Annotated in this window: 14 protein-coding genes, 1 rRNA gene and 1 pseudogene; 9 read left to right on the forward strand and 7 right to left on the reverse strand. The window is 41.2% G+C overall.

Annotation, left to right across the window (positions count from 1 at the left end; all coding sequences use genetic code 11):
- From rrf to FTT99_RS05200, 5 genes and pseudogenes are all read left to right on the forward strand, one after another.
- Positions 1 to 107: ribosomal RNA gene (gene rrf, locus FTT99_RS05180) — 5S ribosomal RNA — on the forward strand; the annotation flags it as partial.
- Between the two features lie 229 nt (positions 108 to 336).
- Positions 337 to 879, forward strand: a pseudogene (locus FTT99_RS05185) (DUF4256 domain-containing protein).
- Between the two features lie 422 nt (positions 880 to 1,301).
- On the forward strand, positions 1,302 to 2,651 hold the full coding sequence (locus FTT99_RS05190) for an MFS transporter (protein ID WP_180107421.1): 1,350 nt from the start codon (positions 1,302 to 1,304) through the stop codon (positions 2,649 to 2,651).
- Between the two features lie 95 nt (positions 2,652 to 2,746).
- Entirely contained in the window at positions 2,747 to 4,024 is a 1,278-nt protein-coding gene (locus FTT99_RS05195; protein WP_180161293.1) for a HEPN domain-containing protein, read from the forward strand.
- A gap of 56 nt (positions 4,025 to 4,080) precedes the next feature.
- Positions 4,081 to 4,392, forward strand: coding sequence for an ankyrin repeat domain-containing protein (locus tag FTT99_RS05200; protein ID WP_180161295.1), 312 nt, complete (start codon positions 4,081 to 4,083; stop codon positions 4,390 to 4,392).
- Positions 4,393 to 4,460: 68 nt separating this feature from the next.
- On the opposite strand, the gene FTT99_RS05205 is transcribed toward FTT99_RS05200, so the two are convergent.
- Complete coding sequence (locus tag FTT99_RS05205; protein ID WP_180161297.1) at positions 4,461 to 5,066, reverse strand: type 1 glutamine amidotransferase domain-containing protein; 606 nt, start codon at positions 5,064 to 5,066, stop codon at positions 4,461 to 4,463.
- A gap of 443 nt (positions 5,067 to 5,509) precedes the next feature.
- Here FTT99_RS05205 and FTT99_RS05210 point away from each other — a divergent pair, with 443 nt between their 5' ends.
- Positions 5,510 to 6,685, forward strand: a complete 1,176-nt coding sequence (locus FTT99_RS05210) for a PQQ-dependent sugar dehydrogenase (protein WP_180130500.1) — start codon at positions 5,510 to 5,512, stop codon at positions 6,683 to 6,685.
- A 92-nt stretch (positions 6,686 to 6,777) separates the two neighbouring features.
- Here the strand turns inward: FTT99_RS05210 and FTT99_RS05215 are convergent, their stop codons facing one another.
- On the reverse strand, positions 6,778 to 7,818 hold the full coding sequence (locus tag FTT99_RS05215; RefSeq protein WP_180130502.1) for a TauD/TfdA family dioxygenase: 1,041 nt from the start codon (positions 7,816 to 7,818) through the stop codon (positions 6,778 to 6,780).
- 471 nt (positions 7,819 to 8,289) lie between these two features.
- Between FTT99_RS05215 and FTT99_RS05220 the strand changes: the two genes are divergently transcribed.
- Positions 8,290 to 8,685: a tautomerase family protein gene (locus FTT99_RS05220; RefSeq protein WP_180130504.1), complete on the forward strand. Its 396-nt coding sequence runs from the start codon at positions 8,290 to 8,292 to the stop codon at positions 8,683 to 8,685.
- A 490-nt stretch (positions 8,686 to 9,175) separates the two neighbouring features.
- Positions 9,176 to 10,468, forward strand: coding sequence for a glutamate carboxypeptidase (locus FTT99_RS05225; protein ID WP_180130506.1), 1,293 nt, complete (start codon positions 9,176 to 9,178; stop codon positions 10,466 to 10,468).
- Between the two features lie 308 nt (positions 10,469 to 10,776).
- Here FTT99_RS05225 and FTT99_RS05230 read toward each other — a convergent pair whose 3' ends face one another.
- From FTT99_RS05230 to ribF, 5 genes are all read right to left on the reverse strand, one after another.
- Positions 10,777 to 11,319, reverse strand: coding sequence for an NADPH-dependent FMN reductase (locus FTT99_RS05230; protein WP_180130508.1), 543 nt, complete (start codon positions 11,317 to 11,319; stop codon positions 10,777 to 10,779).
- Positions 11,320 to 11,464: 145 nt separating this feature from the next.
- Positions 11,465 to 11,947, reverse strand: a complete 483-nt coding sequence (locus tag FTT99_RS05235; protein WP_078190656.1) for a peptidylprolyl isomerase — start codon at positions 11,945 to 11,947, stop codon at positions 11,465 to 11,467.
- Entirely contained in the window at positions 11,940 to 12,479 is a 540-nt protein-coding gene (gene lspA, locus FTT99_RS05240; protein ID WP_078190655.1) for a signal peptidase II, read from the reverse strand. The genes FTT99_RS05235 and lspA overlap by 8 nt, the downstream gene beginning before the upstream one ends.
- Complete coding sequence (gene ileS, locus FTT99_RS05245) at positions 12,472 to 15,318, reverse strand: isoleucine--tRNA ligase (protein WP_180130510.1); 2,847 nt, start codon at positions 15,316 to 15,318, stop codon at positions 12,472 to 12,474. Before ileS ends, lspA begins: the two co-directional genes overlap by 8 nt.
- Before the next feature lie 63 nt (positions 15,319 to 15,381).
- The gene (ribF, locus tag FTT99_RS05250; RefSeq protein ID WP_180009565.1) at positions 15,382 to 16,383 is read right to left on the reverse strand and encodes a riboflavin biosynthesis protein RibF; all 1,002 of its coding nucleotides are present in this window, start codon (positions 16,381 to 16,383) and stop codon (positions 15,382 to 15,384) included.
- Between the two features lie 208 nt (positions 16,384 to 16,591).
- Between ribF and FTT99_RS05255 the strand changes: the two genes are divergently transcribed.
- Positions 16,592 to 17,740: a TDT family transporter gene (locus FTT99_RS05255; protein WP_180130512.1), complete on the forward strand. Its 1,149-nt coding sequence runs from the start codon at positions 16,592 to 16,594 to the stop codon at positions 17,738 to 17,740.
- Positions 17,741 to 17,877: the final 137 nt, after the last annotated feature.

Below are 17,877 nucleotides of genomic sequence, written 5' to 3' on the forward strand. Positions count from 1 at the left end.
CAATAGCAAGAGTGAACCACCTGATCCCTTCCCGAACTCAGAAGTGAAACCTCTTAGCGCTGATGGTAGTGTGGGGTTACCCATGTGAGAGTAAGTCATCGCCAGCTCATTATTCGAAAACACCCCCAACTTAAACGTTGGGGGTGTTTTTTTATGTGTTCGTAAAAAGATAAAAGGAAACGAACGTTATAAAAGTAGAAAAAGCTAAAGCACAAAAATAGGAAAACTAGAGATATTTAAAAAGAATGAGGCTAAATAGCGCAAAAAATTTACATCAAGGTGAGCTTATATTCTTTATAGTGAAATTCAGTCTGCAATGTATAAAAATAATAGAATATACATACGCTCCAAGATCTCGATGAAATCTTTATTTTAGAGATATTGCAGCAACGCTTTTAGGCAAATATGCAGCGTCATCCAGAATTGCTTTGGGATGAAGTTAAAAAACAATTGATAGCACAGTCCTCAAAACTAAAAATTTTAATTGAAATGGAAAATACAGGCGGTGAGCCAGATATTGTGACGCTGAATCGGCAATCTCATGACCTGATATTTTATGATTGCAGCTTAGAGTCGCCAAAACCTAGACGAAGCTTATGTTATGACCGTGATGCCTTGGAGAATCGGAAGGATCATCCTCCCAAAAATAACGTAATAGACATGGTTCGAGACATCGGTGCTCAGCTTCTGACAGAAGAGGACTATCGAGCGATACAGCAAGTTTTTCATTTTGATTTAAAGACTTCGAGCTGGATTGTAACGCCAGTTGATATTCGGCAAAAGGGCGCGGCACTGTTTTGTGACCGACGTTATTATCATGTATTTAGCTACCATAATGGTGCACAGTCATATTATGCGTCTCGTCGATTTCGCTGTTAGCTAGTGATCGCTTAATCTCAGTGCTCTCAATGCATTTAAAACAATCAAGAGCGTTCAAACGAGCTTTTCTAAAGATGTAATTACGTTTGTTTTTTAGACATTTAAAATTTTTCTAAACTAAAGATAGAATTAAATGATGGTGTGTCGTTCTGAAGTTTAATGAAAGAATAGAAGAATTAGACCTAAAAACTAGGATATTATTATTTAAAAAAATCAGTTAAATAATCATATATTGATAATGTTTAATAATTAAACTAAAACATGAAAAATAACACAATTAACATGCACTTATAAGCAATTCGATTTATTAAACATACGTCTAATATCCCTAGAAATTACTGTTCCGTATATTCCGTGGCTGTTGAATTTTACTTAAAAATTCAATGAATGTTATGGACAAGTACTCATGGGAGATGAGAACGATGACAACGGAAAAAATAGACATAAATTCTGTAGTCGATAAGGCTAAATTTACCCCGTTCCACTTCAATGTAGTGGCTTGGTGCTTATTGATTATTTTATTTGATGGCTACGATTTAGCGATTAATGGCGTGGTTTTACCATTATTGATGCAAGACTGGGGCTTAAGTGCAATGCAAGCGGGGATGCTTGCCAGTACTGCGCTCGCAGGGATGATGTTTGGTGCCATGTTCTTTGGTTCTTTAGCAGATAAGATTGGCCGTAAAAAAGTCATCATGATCTGTATCGTTTTATTTAGTGGTTTGACCTTTGCTGGTGGTTTTGCATCGAATCCAACAGAATTTGGTATTTTGCGTTTCTTGGCTGGTTTAGGGATTGGCGGTGTAATGCCTAACCTTGTGGCTTTAACGTCGGAATACGCGCCGCAGAAGATGCGTAGCACACTAGTAACGACGATGTTTAGTGGTTATGCAGTCGGTGGTGTGATGGCGGCACTTTTAGGTTCATGGTTCACCCCTGACTTTGGTTGGCAAATCATGTTCTTTATTGCAGGTATTCCACTTTTCCTTTTACCTGTGATTTGGAAATTCTTACCTGAATCTTTGGCATTTATGGTGAAAGAAAACAAACAGGAAAAAGCCCGCAGTATCGTGAAGCGCTTAGCGCCTGAAGTGAAAGTGACTGAAAATACAGTATTCACTTTACCGCAAGAAAATGTACCTGAAGCTGCTAACGTGGTGAGTTTGTTCCGCCGTGGTCGTGCCGTAAATACATTGCTGTTTTGGGTGGCGTTCTTTACGTGCCTATTGACCATGTATGCGCTAAGCAGCTGGTTACCAAAACTGATGATGGCAGCCGGTTATTCTATGGATAACAGCTTAATGTTCATGATGGTCATGAACGTGGGCGCAGTTGTGGGTATTGTTGGCGGTGGTATTTTGGCTGACCGTTTCCATTTAAAACCTGTGCTGATGGTTTTGGGTATGATGGGCGCGATTGTGATGAGCTTGATGGGCTTCCAATCGAATCAGTTCTTGCTATACATTTTGGTATTCTTGGCAGGTGCTGCATCTATTGGTTCGCAAATGCTGCTGTACAGCTATGTGGCACAGTATTACCCACTTGCTGTACGTTCGACAGGAATTGGTTGGTCTTCTGCCATTGGTCGTATGGGTGCGATTGTAGGGCCGATTCTGATTGGTGGTTTACTTGGTATGAACTTACCTGCGCATTTCAACTTTATGGCGGTGGGTTTACCTGTACTGATTACTGCGATCGCGGTTGCATTGATCATGCATGAAAACGACAGTGATAAAATTGATGTTAAAGAGGCAACTACAGCCAAAGCTTAAGTTATGATTCTTTAAAAAGAAAAGCCTCCGAAAGGGGGCTTTTATATGTTTGGAATAATTATTAGAATCAGAAAAATTCAATAAAGATTTCTTTTATGAACCGATCTAAAGAAAAAAGAACTCTTCAAAGGATGATCAATTCTTTGTTTTCAGAAAAAGCCTTTATAAAGATAAATAGTATTGAAGACATCAAAAATCTAGATGATCTTTTAGGGCAAGAAATTCGTTTATCAGAAAAGAATAGTATTTACATTACTACAGATACCAGGCTAATTCTAAGATCAATTACAAAAAGATTAATCTCATTTTATGACTTAGAAGAGTACATTACTTTTTCTGAGGTTTTTTTAAATTTGGAAAAAGTTTATGCAGATTACCTTTTGAACAATAAAGATTTAGCCAATATGTTGGATGATGTTTACAAGTTATCAAAGACCGAGATTCATACTTATAATAATCTTATGTGTTGTGAGGGGGTGAAATTAAAGAATGTTAAGATATTAAACTGTGGAAAATATAGGATCGTTCCATCTGATTTATCTATTTTTAATGAAGCATATGGGAAACATGATCCTAATTTTTATAAAATGATGAAAGATTATTTATGGATTATTGGCAGCGAAGAGGGAAGTAAAAAAAAAGTACAACAAAAGTTTGATTACAAAACTAATTTAATAACTAGCTTTTTAAATATATGTTTTCAAACAGTCAATAAAAAATCAATCTTTAGTTATAGAATTCAAGTATTGAATTCGTCATCAACCCATAAATCGAGACAACCTCGTTTGCAATGGAAACCTAGGTGTGAAGATAATAGCTTTTCTTTTGCATTCCCTTCTTTTTCAATCGCAGAAATTGATTCTGAACTATTAGAATATTTTAGGGTAAATCTATTTTTTGACTCTTTTTTTAATATTTTACAGTGCAAAGAAAAAACTGAAGTAGAGGATGCGATTATAAAAGCAGTATATTGGTATTGTGAAGCTACAAAAGATCATAATGCTACTATGAAGTTTATTAAGCTGTGGTCGTGTATTGAGTGTTTTTTTTCTATTACTGATTCCAAAATATCTGAATCAAATGCAAAAGGTCTTGCTTGTATATTGGTATACGGTGGTTATGGTATCTATGATGTTAATAGTTATAATGAGTTGAAAAATAAAATAAAAAAACTATATGCTAAAAGATCTAAAGCTTTACATAGAGCTTATTGGTCCGATATTGAGAATATAGATGTTATTGAGCTAGCAAATTGGTCTGCTTGGTTAATAATTAGTGCTTTAGGTTTATCAGTAGTAGGAAATTACTCAATGTTGTCGCAAATTAAAGAGCAGTCATTTCGTTTGGATAATATACAAAATAAAATGCAATAGAAATTGAAAATTTGAACTTGTAAGATGGATGTTAATACATAAATTTTTAAGTCATTATGAAACTCAACTCATTCTCCCCAATCCCTGAAGATGATGAAGAACTGCATCTGCCTGAACTGGTGTACTGGGCATCTTTAGGTGAACTCGCAGAAGTCGAAAAATCTTTGGCAAATGGCACAGACGTAAACTCTGCCGATGACGAAGGCTACAGCGCACTGCATGCAGCCGCAGAAAACGGCTATTTAGACGTAGTGAAGCTATTGGTAGGCAAAGGTGCAGACGTACAGCACAAAACCCAATACACCGCTTTAGAACTTGCAGAAATGGCAGGCAATGACGATGTTGTGGCGTACTTAAAAAATTTGTAAGCCATATATTTTATGAATCAACATTATAAAATACCCGCATGCAATATGCGGGTATTTTCATTTTAGTATTATTGTTGCTGTTGCTGTTGCTGTTGCTGTTGCTGTTGCTGTTGCTGTTGCTGTTGCTGTTGCTGTTGCTCAAGCTCCTGCTGAATCGCTTGATTAAACGCAGGCAAGTCATCTGGACAGCGAGAAGTAATGAGCACCCAACCGCCCGTATTACAGCGGTGCACCTGCTCATCGACCCAATGTGCACCCGCATTTTCCAAATCCAAACGAATGCTTTTATAAGACGTCAGAGTTTTATCACGAATTCTTTCAGCATTAATGAGCGCCCAAGGACCATGACAAATTGCAGCAATAGGTTTTTGATGGCTAGCAAAGTTTTGAATAAGCCGCAGCGCATCTTCATCGATCCGTAGATGATCTGCATTGACAGTTCCGCCCGGAATTACTAACACGTCATAGTCTTCAGCATTTACGCTGCTCAATTGGGCATTGGGTTGGACTTCAGCTTCGACCTTTTTGTCTGCTTTTACTGTCTGGACCGCAGCATGTTTAACAGCGGCATGAATGGCTTCAATTCCCTTTTCATTTAAATAATTTAAGGGTTGAATCAGCTCATCATGTTCAACACCGACATTTGACGTTATCACTAAAGCTTTTAAAGTCATGATTGACTCCTTGCAATGAGGATTGTCTACCACGCTAACAAGCTGACGGATTTGGGTATGTAATAATTTCGCAGGAAACTGTAAGAAGTTTTGACAGAGATGTTATGCGAAAGTTCTAGATTAGAGCGAACTTTTAAAAATCAGCTAGAAAAAGAAAACCCCAACATCCTGTTGGGGTTTTCTTCGTATTTCGTATTTTAGATACAACTCCATGTCATATCTCACGTCCTGATGCAGAAACTATTCTTATTGTTTTGGTGTTTCGGAAACTTCCTGTTTCCTGATAACTGTAGATTAGGCCTGTTTGAATAAATTGAATAGCAGCAATTTTCTGCATGTCATGTAAGCCAAAACGTACAAAATTATTCTGTTACCTTTCCAAAGAAAAATCATCTGATTAATTGATTAGAATCAAATGATTATAAAAGGGAAGGGAACAGTAAATGAAACAATGTATACAATATTTTCGAACGCCTAGCCTCATCGTCGGTATCTTGATGACAGCCGCATGCCATGCGGAAAACACCACAACTACAGCACAAGATCAAACACCAAGCCAAGCTCAAAAATCGGCACAAATCCAGCAAGAACAGCGCTTTAAAATACAAAAAATCGCTCAATTTAATGAGCCTTGGGCCATCCAGCCGCTTACAGACGGCCGTTTATTGCTGACAGAAAGAAAAGGCCAGCTGATCATCTTTAACCCGCAAAATCAGCAGAAAATACAGGTGAAAAACCTTCCCAAAGTAGCCTATGGCGGACAAGGCGGATTAGGTGATATTGCACTCGATCCACAGTTTGAAAAAAATCATCAGATATACTTGAGCTATGCAGAAGCCGGACAGGGCGGTTATGGCGCTGTCATCGAAAAAGCCACATTAAACCTCAATGAAGCTGCACCAAGTTTAAAACAGCGGAAAATTATTTGGAGGCAAATTCCAAAAGCAGAAGGTCAAGGCCATTATTCACACCGAATGCAGTTTGGTACAGATGGAAAATTATGGGTGAGTTCGGGCGAACGTCAAAAGTTTGATCCTGCACAAGATCTACAGTCAAATTTGGGTAAAGTGCTGCGCTTAAATAGTGATGGAACACCTGCTGCGGATAATCCATTTCAGACCCAAGGCGAGGTTGCAAAGCAAGTCTGGAGTTTCGGGCACCGTAACCCTTTAGGCATGGCATTTGATGCAAAACAGCAGCTGTGGGTGGCCGAAATGGGCCCGAAAGGCGGTGATGAGTTAAATCTCGTGCAGCGTGCGAAAAACTATGGCTATCCGCATGTATCGAATGGCGATCATTATGATGATCAACCGATTCCTGATCATCATACTCGGCCTGAATTTGAAGCGCCTGCTATCAGTTGGACACCGGTGATTTCACCGTCAAGTTTGATGTTTTACCAAGGGCAAAAGTTCCCGTTGTGGAAAAATAAAGCGTTGATTGGTGGCTTATCTTCAGAAGCGATTGTGATTGTTGATACAGAGCTTAAACCTGTCCAAGAAATACAACGAATTGCCATGCCACAGCGTATTCGAGGACTAATTGAAGCCAAAGACGGCAGTATTTGGGGCATTGAAGATGGAGAAAAGGCATGGTTATTCAAAATTGAGCCGAAATAGTGGCTAAAAAATAAACAAAAAATTCAAAAAATAAAAAAAAGCCCCTACGGGGCTTCTCACATATAGGCCTACACGAATTTTAAATACGTCAGCTAAGCCGCATAGTGCTCATCGGCATTAAATGCATTGGCTTGAATTTGAATCAATTTACGATTTCCCTGTTCTCCATTCATCCGCCAATGCGCAATTTTAATATTATCGACGATCGCAACATCACCTTTATGCCACTGTAAAAGCAGGGCATCTTTATACATCGCATCAAAAAATTGCTGCTTTTCGGCATCGTTCCATTCAATTTGTTGACCTTCTGGCGTGTAAATTTCCCATGTTAGTTGCATGCCGTCAGCCGTTGAATCGATTTCAATCTCCCCGCGATTTTCAAAGCAATTTTTGGCCGCCTGATGGGCAAATGAATTGGTATTATTGGCAAAAGCCCACGGCTGAATCACATGCTTTTTCGTATCGGGGTGATGAATCACCAGTGGCGAACGCTGCAAGGTCAGTTTGGCTTTTTTATCTTGTCGAATCTCTAAACTAAACGGGCTCTTTTTCAGCAATAATCGGTCAAATAGTCCCACCTCACGTGCCGAAACATAAGAAAAATGGTTCCATGCGCCGAGATATTTTTCCTGTAAATGTTTCGGAAAATTCTCCCAAATTTGCTCTAAGTTATTGAACCCAGTTTCTGCCAAATACGTCGAAGGTTCCTGACAGAATAAGGCGATATAACGCGAGCGTTCTGAGCGCACGCCACCTTCAACATGCGGGCCTTGTACCGAGTTTTCGACTGGACCCAATTGCACTGTGTTGCGGTCGATATAACGACGGTAGTCACCTGCGCCGAGCAATTTCTCGCTGTATTTTCGCATCCATGATGCAACCCAGCTGGGCATATTGGGGTTAAATGCATTCCATGGGGTAAACTGAAAATATTGTTCAATCAGTTGGTTAAATTGTTCGGGTTGTTCGATGTTAAAACCACGAAACAGTAAGATGCCATTTTCATGGATTTGTTGTAAAAGCTCTTGTCGATGCGCGCCAATATATTGTGCAAGATCTTGCGGGCTATTGTGTTCTGGAGCGGCATGAAAAATGCGGGTAAAACTATTCAGTTGTTGCTGTTGCAATTGCATAGGTCATTCTCTAATTTTTTAATTCAATTTTTATTGTTGTCGCCTAATCCCTAAGCGCTGACAGTTCGAGCTGCTGAACTCGCAGCCGTTATTCTGTCTAAATTCTCTGCCGATTATAAGTACAGTTTTACTGTTGCGATGTAAGTATTGTTGATAAATTGCGATTTTTCGACGAATAGAGTGTGATCGCTGAATGAATGACGACATGAAAAAAGCCCTCGACATCCTATCGAGGGCTTTTTAGATTCATTCTAAAGATATGACTCCTGTCATACCGATCAGCGTTCCTGCTGCATGTGCATTATTTATTTTTATTGCAAGACATCCTGTCTCTGTATGTTCTTACTATAGGCGCGTTGCTGTTAAAGCCATAGCCGTAAATACTGCAAGCGCTGTAGGTAAATGCCTACAGCAGAACATCGCTAAATCCTGCTAGTGTAGTGATGAATATAACAACAATGAGTTTCGCGCATGCCTGCAACACAAATCGATATACGGATGCAATACAGCATAGAACAAGAGCAACAGCTGATAAATGCTGTCTTTGACGCCATACAACAGAGTTTTCAATTGCCTCGATATGACCGCAATATACGTTTGCAAGTGCATGCGCCACATCGGTTTCAGGTGTTTGATCATTTGACGCAGCCTGAGCGTTTTACACATATCACCATTGATTGTTTTGCGGGACGAACCGTAGCAACCAAGCGTAAGTTATATCAAATGTTGGTGCATAATTTGGTGGAATTTGGCATTCCAGCCGACCATATCATCATTACCTTACGTGAAAGCCCGCTAGAAAATTGGGGGATACGAGGTGGTCAAGCCGCCTGTGATGTCGATTTAGGTTTTCAGGTGGATGTTTAGTCTGTGCAAATACATGGAATGTTGCTTTCACATCGCCTAAACGAAAAAAGCCCCGACATCCTGTCGGGGCTTTTTCGGATTCATTCTAGCGGTATAACTCCTGTCCTACCGTTAAGCTTCCTGCTCATTGTCTTATCATTGTTGTTTTATGTTCAGTGACATCCTGTCGCTGTATGACCTTAATATAAAAGTAATCCAATAACGTGAATAGTGTCTATTATCCGCATCTGATGTAAGCCAAAACGTACAACACCTAAATTATCATTCTGTCCGTCGCGTCAATGTATTGCACAGCATCTAGGCTCTAGACCACTAGATCTATGCATCCAAATTGATCTAAACCGCTTTTAAAACAGCAGGAAGCTAGTTTTGAAGTGACAAAAAGCTTTATCAGCGGTGTTACATATTTTTGCGATTAATTGGTTGAATGGTGAATTAATTTATCAGACATTAAAAATTCATAATGAAAAATATACAGGGAATAAGATCGATGCTAAGAACACTTACACAACAACGGACGACATCAAAACTTCAGCTTGCATTAGGCTGCGTCATTGCGCTTAGTGCTTCAGCAAGTTGGGCAGCATCTCCACAAGAGATTATGCAAATTGCGGAAAGTCAAAAGCAAAGTTATTTAGAGACCTTGAAAACCTTGGTCAATATTGAATCCGGCAGTAAGGATCTTGAAGGCCTGAATCAAATGGCCAAAGTGGTGGCAGATCAGTTGAAGAATGTCGGTGCTGAAGTGAGTGTGATCGAAAGTACAGATATTTATCGCATGGACGATACACCTGAGAAAATGGGACCAATAGTTAAAGGGGTATTGAAAGGTCAAGGTAAAAGTAAAATCATGATGATCGCGCATATGGATACGGTTTATGAACGGGGAATGCTTAAAAACCAACCGTTTAAAATTGACGGTAATCAGGTCTATGGCTTAGGTATCATTGATGATAAACAAGGGGTAGCTGCAATTTTGCATGTTTTGAATACCCTTAAAAAATTGAATTATAAAGACTATGGCACGATCACTGTTTTGATGAATTCAGATGAGGAAATCAGCTCACCTGCCTCACGTAAGTTGATTACAGAAACAGCACAAGATCAGGATGTGGTGTTGTCTTTTGAAGGGGGCGGTAAAGATGGTAACTTACGTCTGGCAACCAGTGGCATTGGCGCAGCCTATTTAGAAATTAAAGGAAAATCTTCACATGCCGGTGTGAAACCTGAGGCAGGGGTGAATGCACTCACTGAGCTCTCTCACCAAATCGCACAAATGCAAAATCTATCTGATCCTAACACTGGGTTAAAGCTGAATTGGACTGTGGCGGAAGCGGGTAAAACACGCAATGTCATTCCAGAACATGCTGCTGCACAGGCGGATGTCAGAGCACTACGTGTCCAAGACTTTGAGGCCGTTGAAAAAACGTTAAATGAGAAAATCAAAAATAAAAAGTTATCAGATAGCCAAGTCAGTGTGAAATTTGAAGTCCGCCGTCCACCGTTGGCTGTAAATGATCCCTCTAAAAAGTTGGCTGAAAAAGCGCAAGACATCTATAAAAATGAGTTAAACATTCCATTGACTGTTTCTTTGACTCCAACAGGAGGCGGTACTGATGCTGCTTTTGCTGGAGTAAAGTCGAAAGCTGCTGTAATTGAGGGAATGGGATTATCAGGAGATGGGGCTCACTCAAGCAATGCAGAATATATTTTAAAAGACAGTATTATTCCGCGTTTGTATTTGGCAACACGATTAATTGTGGATGTGTCGAAAGCAAGATAATATTCTATATCGCAATGATTAGAAGGAGCCTACCTAGGTGGGCTTCATTATGATTAAGCATACAGAACGAAATGAAAAAGCCCCAACGTCCTGTTGGGGCTTTTTCAGATTCATTCTAGCGGTATAACTCCTGTCTTACCGTAAGCTTCCTGCTTGGTCTTATCATTGTTGTTTTATGTTCAGTGACGTCCTGTCTCTGTATGCTTTAACTTTATCGTGGATGATGCATGGCGTATAGCTGCCATCTGCTGAAAATAATCTAAGCCTGAACCTATAAAAGGTGGCATCTATCACGCGAACGGCAAGAATTAAGCACTCACATATTGCAGTAATTTTTTGAAAATCCCTTTAACCGCTTTGTTGTCAAATTCATTCGGTTCAAATTTATCTGTTTGATTGCGCGTGAAAATGTCACGAATTTCAACCACAGCATTACTGTCAATTAAGCCCAATTGGGTTGCCACTTGGCGAATTTGATCAATCGAACGTGAACCATTGGTGCCACCATAGCTAACGTATGCCGCAGGTTTTCCGGCCCATTCTTTACCGAGGTAATCCAATGCATTTTTGAGCGCAGGGCTGTAGCCGTGGTTATATTCAGGGCTAATGAAAATAAATGCGTCACCTTGTGCGATTTTATCTGCCCATGCTTGTTGTTTGGGTTGGTCATAAATCCCGGTTAATGGTGGATGTGCGCCTGCAAAAATAGGCAGATCCCATTCTTTTAAATCGACAATTTCAGTTTCTACGGTACTGTAGTCATAGCTTTCGATTTCTGAAAGTAGCCAGTTGGCAATCTTAATTGCCGTACGGCCTTCGCGGACACTGCCGACAATAATATGAAGTTTCATCGTATTTCCTGTCTTGTTTTAAAGTCTTGCATTAAATTAATATGAAAACGGTCCGTTGCATATACAGAAAATGTATCGAGTCGATTGATAGTTATAAAAATAGTGATAAAAAAAGCTCCCGAAGGAGCTTTTTATTTGCTGAAACTTAGATCAGTTTCACGCCTTGTTGACCGGCAGGGGTCACTTTGAAAATTTCAACTTCAAAGGTGATATTTTTACCAGCTAGAGGGTGGTTGAAATCCACTTCGGTAATGTCTTCACCGACGGTTTTGATTACTCCATACAGACTTTGTTTGGCTTTATCTTCAAACTCAATCATATGGCCTTCAACAGGACGTTGCTCAAATTTGACAGTATCAAACTTTTGTACGTTTTCTGGGTTCCATGGACCAAAAGCATCTTCAGGAGGAAGGCTCACAGTACGGCGGTCACCTGCACGTAAACCGAATAAAGCTTTCTCAAAACCCGGTAATAAGCTGCCATCACCCATGACAAGGCTGACAGGTTCAGCACGGCTACGGGTATTGTCAATTTCTACGCCATTTTCAATAGCAACAGAAAAGTGAAGGTCTACTTTAGAGCCTTCTTCAATACGAGTTTCCTCGTTAGGATTGATAAAATCAGTCATTTTGCGCTTCCGCACGTTGAATTCGGTGTTTTTCTAAGAAAAACGTATCGATAAGAAGCAGAATCGTGCCTAAAGTAATGGCACTGTCTGCAATATTAAATGCAGGAAAGTGGCTGTTGTTGTAATACACGTGAATGAAATCCACCACATAGCCTAAAGATACGCGGTCAATTAAGTTGCCGATTGCGCCGCCTAAAATCAGGGCAATGGCAATTGGAAGGACTTTCACGTTTTTTGGCATACGCATGAGCCAAAATACAAAAATGACAGACACAAGTCCTGCGAGTGAAGTAAAGAAATAACGTTGCCATCCACCGGCATCGGACAAGAAACTAAAGGCAGCGCCATAGTTATGTAGTAATGTCCAATTTAAAAAGGGCATGACAGGTACAGGATCTGCGTAGTTCAGATGTGTACTTGCAATCCATTTGGTCCATTGATCCAAAATAATGGCAACAATGGATAAGCCCACCCACACTAAATTGTGTGGGTAGAATTGAAAGAAGCCCTTTTTTTCTTGTGGATTAGGCATATTTTCTCTCTTCGCCTTGACCTGTAGGAAGGTTAATAATACAACGAGAACAAAGACCTGGATGTTCGTGATGTGTATTCACATCTGGCAATACATGCCAGCAGCGTGCACATTTTTCACCATCAGCAGCAGAGACTTTGACATTTAAACCATCAAGGTCAGAGGCTTCACCTTGCGTTGCATCAAACTCATTGACAATCACTTGAGAAGTGATGAGGACAAAACGCAGTTCTTCACCGAATTTGTCTAAAACAGCTTTCAGCTCAGCATTGGCCCAAAGTTCAACTTTGGCAGACAAGTTTGAACCCACAGTTTTTGCAGTACGTGCAGCTTCAATAAACTTGTTCACTGCAGATTTAACGGTGATCAAGGTTTGCCATTCAGCTTCAGTCACTAAATTTGCTGTAGAGGCTACAGGAATGTCATACCACTCCGCAGTAAATACATATTTCTCAGATTGCTCTGGAATTAGCGGCCAAGCTTCTTGTGCGGTGAAACTCAAGATTGGAGACATCCAACGAACAAATGCTTGAACCAAGTGATACAACGCAGTTTGCGCAGAATGACGCGCAGCTGAGTCTGCCTTAGTGGTGTACTGACGGTCTTTGATGATGTCTAAATAGAAACCACCCAAGTCATTAATACAGAAGTTGGTCAATGCGCTGGTCACGATATGGAAGTTCATATCTTCATAGGCTTGCTGAATGGTTTTCTGTACTTCCGCAGCACGTTGCAAGATGTATTGATCCAGTGCGATCAATTGATCAACAGGCAACGCATCCGTCGATGGTTTGAAGCCATTCAAGTTAGCCAACAAGAAACGCAATGTGTTACGGATACGGCGGTAACCATCTGATGCACGGCTGAAGATTTCTTTACCCGCAGTCATTTCATAACGGTAGTCTGCAGAGGCGATCCAGAAACGTAGACCATCTGCACCCATGTCTTTGATGATGTCTTGTGGAGTGATCACGTTACCGATCGACTTCGACATTTTGCGGCCTTTTTCGTCAACAACGAAGCCGTGAGTCAATAAGCCTTTGTAAGGTGCGCGGTTATTAATCGCCATAGACGTCAACAATGAAGACTGGAACCAGCCACGATGTTGGTCAGAACCTTCAAGGTACAAGTCAGCAGGGTCTTGCAATTCTTCACGTTCACGGAGTACTGCAAAGTGTGTTGTTCCAGAGTCAAACCAAACGTCTAGAGTGTCACGAACTGCATTGTATTGCTCTGCATCTGCACCGATAAACTCAGACGCATCACGGTTATACCAGCCGTCAATACCTTCTTGTTCAATCAGCTTCGCCACTTCTTCGATCAGCTCAGGCGTACGCGGGTGAAGTTCGTTGGTGTCTTTATGCACGAAGAATGGAATTGGCACGCCCCATGTACGTTGACGTGAGATACACCAGTCTGGACGACCTTCAATCATCGATTGGATACGGTTTTTACCCCAATCCGGTACGAAGCTGATGTCATTTTCAATCGCGTTCAATGCACCTTGGCGTAAACCTTTTGCATCCATGCTGATGAACCATTGCGGTGTTGCACGGAAGATAATCGGTGTTTTATGGCGCCAGCAATGTGGATAGCTATGTTTGATCACCACATGTGCCCAAAGTTTGCCTGCTTCGGTTAAAGCAGCAATGATTTTTGGATTAGCTTTGTAGATGTGTTCGCCTGCAAAAATTGGCGCAGTTGGTAAATACACACCGTTGCCGCCAACTGGATTGTCGACTTTTAGGTTGTACTGTAAGCCAACTTTATAGTCGTCCACACCATGGCCTGGCGCGGTATGTACAGCACCTGTACCACTGCCGTCTGTGACATGCTCACCTAAGATTACTGGTACTTGGCGTTCAGCAATTAACGGATGTTGTAGTACTAGGTTTTCAAGTTTTGCACCAGCAAACTCAGCAATCACTTCAACTGCGTTAAAGCCATAACGCTGCGTTGCAGATTCAACTAATGATTTTGCAAGGATGAAGTTTTGCGCTGCTTTGTCTTCGCCAGTTGCTTTCACCAATTGGTATTCAAGCTCAGCATGTAGAGCAACCGCTTGGTTGGCAGGCATAGTCCAAGGCGTGGTTGTCCAGATTACGATATCTGTAGAATCGCTAACTGTAACACCTAGGCGTGCAGATAAATCAGCTAAATCAACAACGTTAAAACCAACGTCAATCGCATCTGATTTTTTGTCTTCGTATTCTACTTCAGCTTCAGCTAAGGCAGAACCACAGTCCAAACACCAGTTTACAGGTTTAAGACCCGGCTCAATATGGCCTGCTTTAGCAATTTCACCGAGCGAACGAACGATGTCGGCTTCTTGTTTGAAGTTCATGGTGAGGTAAGGATTGTCCCAATCACCAAATACGCCCATACGCACGAAGTCTTTTTTCTGTAATTCGACTTGGGTGTAAGCATATTCACGGCAGGCTTTACGGAAAGTTGAGGCATCTACTTTTACGCCGACTTTACCGACTTTTTCTTCAACTTTCAGTTCGATTGGAAGACCATGACAGTCCCAGCCTGGTACATACGGTGCGTCAAAACCGTCCATTACACGGCTTTTGATGATGATGTCTTTGAGGACTTTATTCACCGCATGGCCTAAGTGAATTTGGCCATTTGCGTATGGAGGGCCATCATGAAGCACATATTTTTTCTTGCCAATACGCGATGCACGAATCTGCTGATAAATGTTGTCGGCATACCACTCTTCTAACCATTTCGCTTCACGTACTGCGAGATTTGCTTTCATCGCAAATTCAGTACCTGGGAGGTTTAGCGTGGCTTTATAATCCACTGCATTTTCAGGAGTTTGCTTATCGCTCATGCAAGTTGTCTTCCAAATTTATCAGCCCGTTGACTGACGCGTTTTACAATAAATAATCGGGGTTTAAAAGGGGAAATGAGGGTGCTGACCTCGAAACTCAAGGAGCTTTTCGACGTCATCATCAATTCCTGCTTTCAATGCTTCAAGCGAAGGGTAGTCCTTTTCGCCATGTAAAAAGTTCAAGAACGTCACCCGCATTAACAGGCCATACAGATTAGCAGAAACATCAGGAAAATGTACTTCTAATCGCCATTCAGGATGTTCCTGTTTAATCGCGGGACGCGTACCAACATGCCCTGCACCAAACAGGGCAGAGGGTGCATAACCTGCAACCCCTAATTTGTCAGCATTTTCGCTTTTTACTTTATCTGTTAAAGATTCAGTTTCACAAATGACATCGACTGCATAAATGCCATTTAAACAAGGTTTATGACGGTTTAAACGCACATTAATGGTAGGAAAATTAATCGTGCGACCGATTTGATCGCCATACTGCACACGACCTGTGATGCTATATGGACGACCTAAAAGTTTTGCGGCATGGGCAAGGTCGCCTGCTTGTAATGTCTGACGAACCAGTGTTGAACTGACACGTTCGCCATCGACTTCGACATTTTGCAGGGCTGTGACTTGGAAGCCGTATTGGCGTAAAAATTCGCTATTGCCTTGACGGTTTTTGCCAAAGTGATGATCTTCGCCCAAAACTAAACTTTGTGTATTGAGTTTATTTTTTAAAATATCGGCAAATTCTTCGGCGCTGAGATTACGAAAGGCATTGTCAAATTTCGCCACCACAATATAGTCGACGCCCAGTCCAGTTAAATATTCGACTTTTTCACGTAGTGAACTGATTCGAGGCGGTGCATCATAAGCTTTAAAGAATTCAAGCGGTTGTGGCTCAAAAATCATCACAGCTGTTTTTAAGTTTTGTTGCTGTGCTATGTCTTTGAGCTGGCTGACCATCGCTTGATGACCCAAATGTACGCCATCAAAATTGCCAATGGTCACGGCAGTTTTGGGGAGTTCTAAGTGGGGCGCTAAAGCATTCAGACGGAGCAGCTTCATGGGCGAATCAATTGTTGAAAATGTTTGAGGGCTATATATTGCCATAATCTTCTGCGTTCGTCTTGTTGTTGTGTTTTTACTCAAGTTTTTTTATGCAGAGATGAATTTATTATCAGTAAAATAAATTATAAAAATAAATATTAATCAATTTTTCTTATTTAATGGTGTGCTTAAACTATAGACATTCCATTTTGATGAGCATCATGCGATGAAAATGCCATTTTATCAACTCCAGCATAAACAAGACTTGATTCGTCATTTCACCCCAAACTGGTTTACGGTGGTGATGGGCACAGGTGTGGTGGCCCTCATTTTACCATCTATAGCGTTGGGGCAGCAGTGGATGTGGTCCTTTGGAGCAGCGCTGTGGCAGATCAGCATCGTGTTATTCATATTGTTTAGTGGCATGTATCTCAGCCGATGGATCTTATACCCACAAGAAGCCAAGCAGATTTTCCAGCATCCGGTGATGAGTTTATTTCTGGGGGCAATCCCCATGGCACTGGCAACCCTGATCAATGGTGCATTGAAATTTGGCACCACGCTTTACACTGAGTTTTTCGGCGTAAGCATCATCACTTGGGCTGAATATTTATGGTATGTCGATGTGTTGATGGCAATTGCGATTGCATGGTGTGTCCCATTTCTGATGTTTAGTCGTCAGCAACATGCGCTGCAAGGCATGACCGCAGTATGGTTATTGCCGATAGTGGCTTGCGAGGTGGCTGCCAGTTCAGGCGGTTTATTGTTGGCGCATTTACCTGCACAGGCCCATGCTGTCCATATTTTGCTGGGGAGTTATTTGCTTTGGGGGATCTCAGTATTTCCAGCATTTGCCATCTTAAGCATTTTGTTGCTGCGTCTGGCTTTACATCAATTACCAAGCAAGGAGATGGCAATCAGCAGTTGGTTGGCCTTAGGACCGATTGGGACAGGGGCTTTAGCGCTGTTACTTTTGGGAGAGCAAGCCCCGCGTATTTTGACAGCGGTAGACTTGGCAGATTTAGGACAGGTATTACTTCAAGGCGGTGTGTTCGCAGCCCTTGTTCTACTCGGATTTGGTGTATGGTGGTTTGGAATCGCTATACTCATCACGCTAAAACATTTGCGAGATTTACCCTTTAATCTCGGGTGGTGGGCGATGACATTTCCATTCGGGGTTTTTAGTTTGGCGGTCATCCATTTGGCGGAACAAACGCAGTTACACGCTATCCAACAGTGTGGCACTTTTTTTGCGGTTTTGCTCTGTACGCTTTGGTTATTGGTGATGCTGAAAACCATACAAGGGTTTTATCGCGGCAGCTTATTTTTTTCTCCGTGTTTAAAAGCGTATTGTGATGCTCAGCGTGCATCTTAAATGATGTCGGGTTAATGTAAATCCGTTGAAGAAAACTATTGCGCGTTAGCTTTGACGGATTTCAGCAAACAAATATAGAGCTTCTGCAAGCGTGTGATGCAGTTACGTTATTTTGCTATCCAAGTAAAACATTCATG

The sequence above is a fragment of the Acinetobacter sp. YH12040 genome (genome assembly GCF_013420005.1).
Classification (GTDB): domain Bacteria; phylum Pseudomonadota; class Gammaproteobacteria; order Pseudomonadales; family Moraxellaceae; genus Acinetobacter; species Acinetobacter amyesii.

Bases quoted from the DNA above. Each gene is read 5' to 3' on its own strand.
- FTT99_RS05190 (WP_180107421.1), top strand. From the start codon at position 1,302: ATGACAACGGAAAAAATAGACATAAATTCTGTAGTCGATAAGGCTAAA.
- FTT99_RS05195 (WP_180161293.1), top strand. From the start codon at position 2,747: ATGAACCGATCTAAAGAAAAAAGAACTCTTCAAAGGATGATCAATTCT.
- FTT99_RS05200 (WP_180161295.1), top strand. From the start codon at position 4,081: ATGAAACTCAACTCATTCTCCCCAATCCCTGAAGATGATGAAGAACTG.
- FTT99_RS05205 (WP_180161297.1), bottom strand. From the start codon at position 5,066: ATGACTTTAAAAGCTTTAGTGATAACGTCAAATGTCGGTGTTGAACAT.
- FTT99_RS05210 (WP_180130500.1), top strand. From the start codon at position 5,510: ATGAAACAATGTATACAATATTTTCGAACGCCTAGCCTCATCGTCGGT.
- FTT99_RS05215 (WP_180130502.1), bottom strand. From the start codon at position 7,818: ATGCAATTGCAACAGCAACAACTGAATAGTTTTACCCGCATTTTTCAT.
- FTT99_RS05220 (WP_180130504.1), top strand. From the start codon at position 8,290: ATGCCTGCAACACAAATCGATATACGGATGCAATACAGCATAGAACAA.
- FTT99_RS05225 (WP_180130506.1), top strand. From the start codon at position 9,176: ATGCTAAGAACACTTACACAACAACGGACGACATCAAAACTTCAGCTT.
- FTT99_RS05230 (WP_180130508.1), bottom strand. From the start codon at position 11,319: ATGAAACTTCATATTATTGTCGGCAGTGTCCGCGAAGGCCGTACGGCA.
- FTT99_RS05235 (WP_078190656.1), bottom strand. From the start codon at position 11,947: ATGACTGATTTTATCAATCCTAACGAGGAAACTCGTATTGAAGAAGGC.
- lspA (WP_078190655.1), bottom strand. From the start codon at position 12,479: ATGCCTAATCCACAAGAAAAAAAGGGCTTCTTTCAATTCTACCCACAC.
- ileS (WP_180130510.1), bottom strand. From the start codon at position 15,318: ATGAGCGATAAGCAAACTCCTGAAAATGCAGTGGATTATAAAGCCACG.
- ribF (WP_180009565.1), bottom strand. From the start codon at position 16,383: ATGAAGCTGCTCCGTCTGAATGCTTTAGCGCCCCACTTAGAACTCCCC.
- FTT99_RS05255 (WP_180130512.1), top strand. From the start codon at position 16,592: ATGAAAATGCCATTTTATCAACTCCAGCATAAACAAGACTTGATTCGT.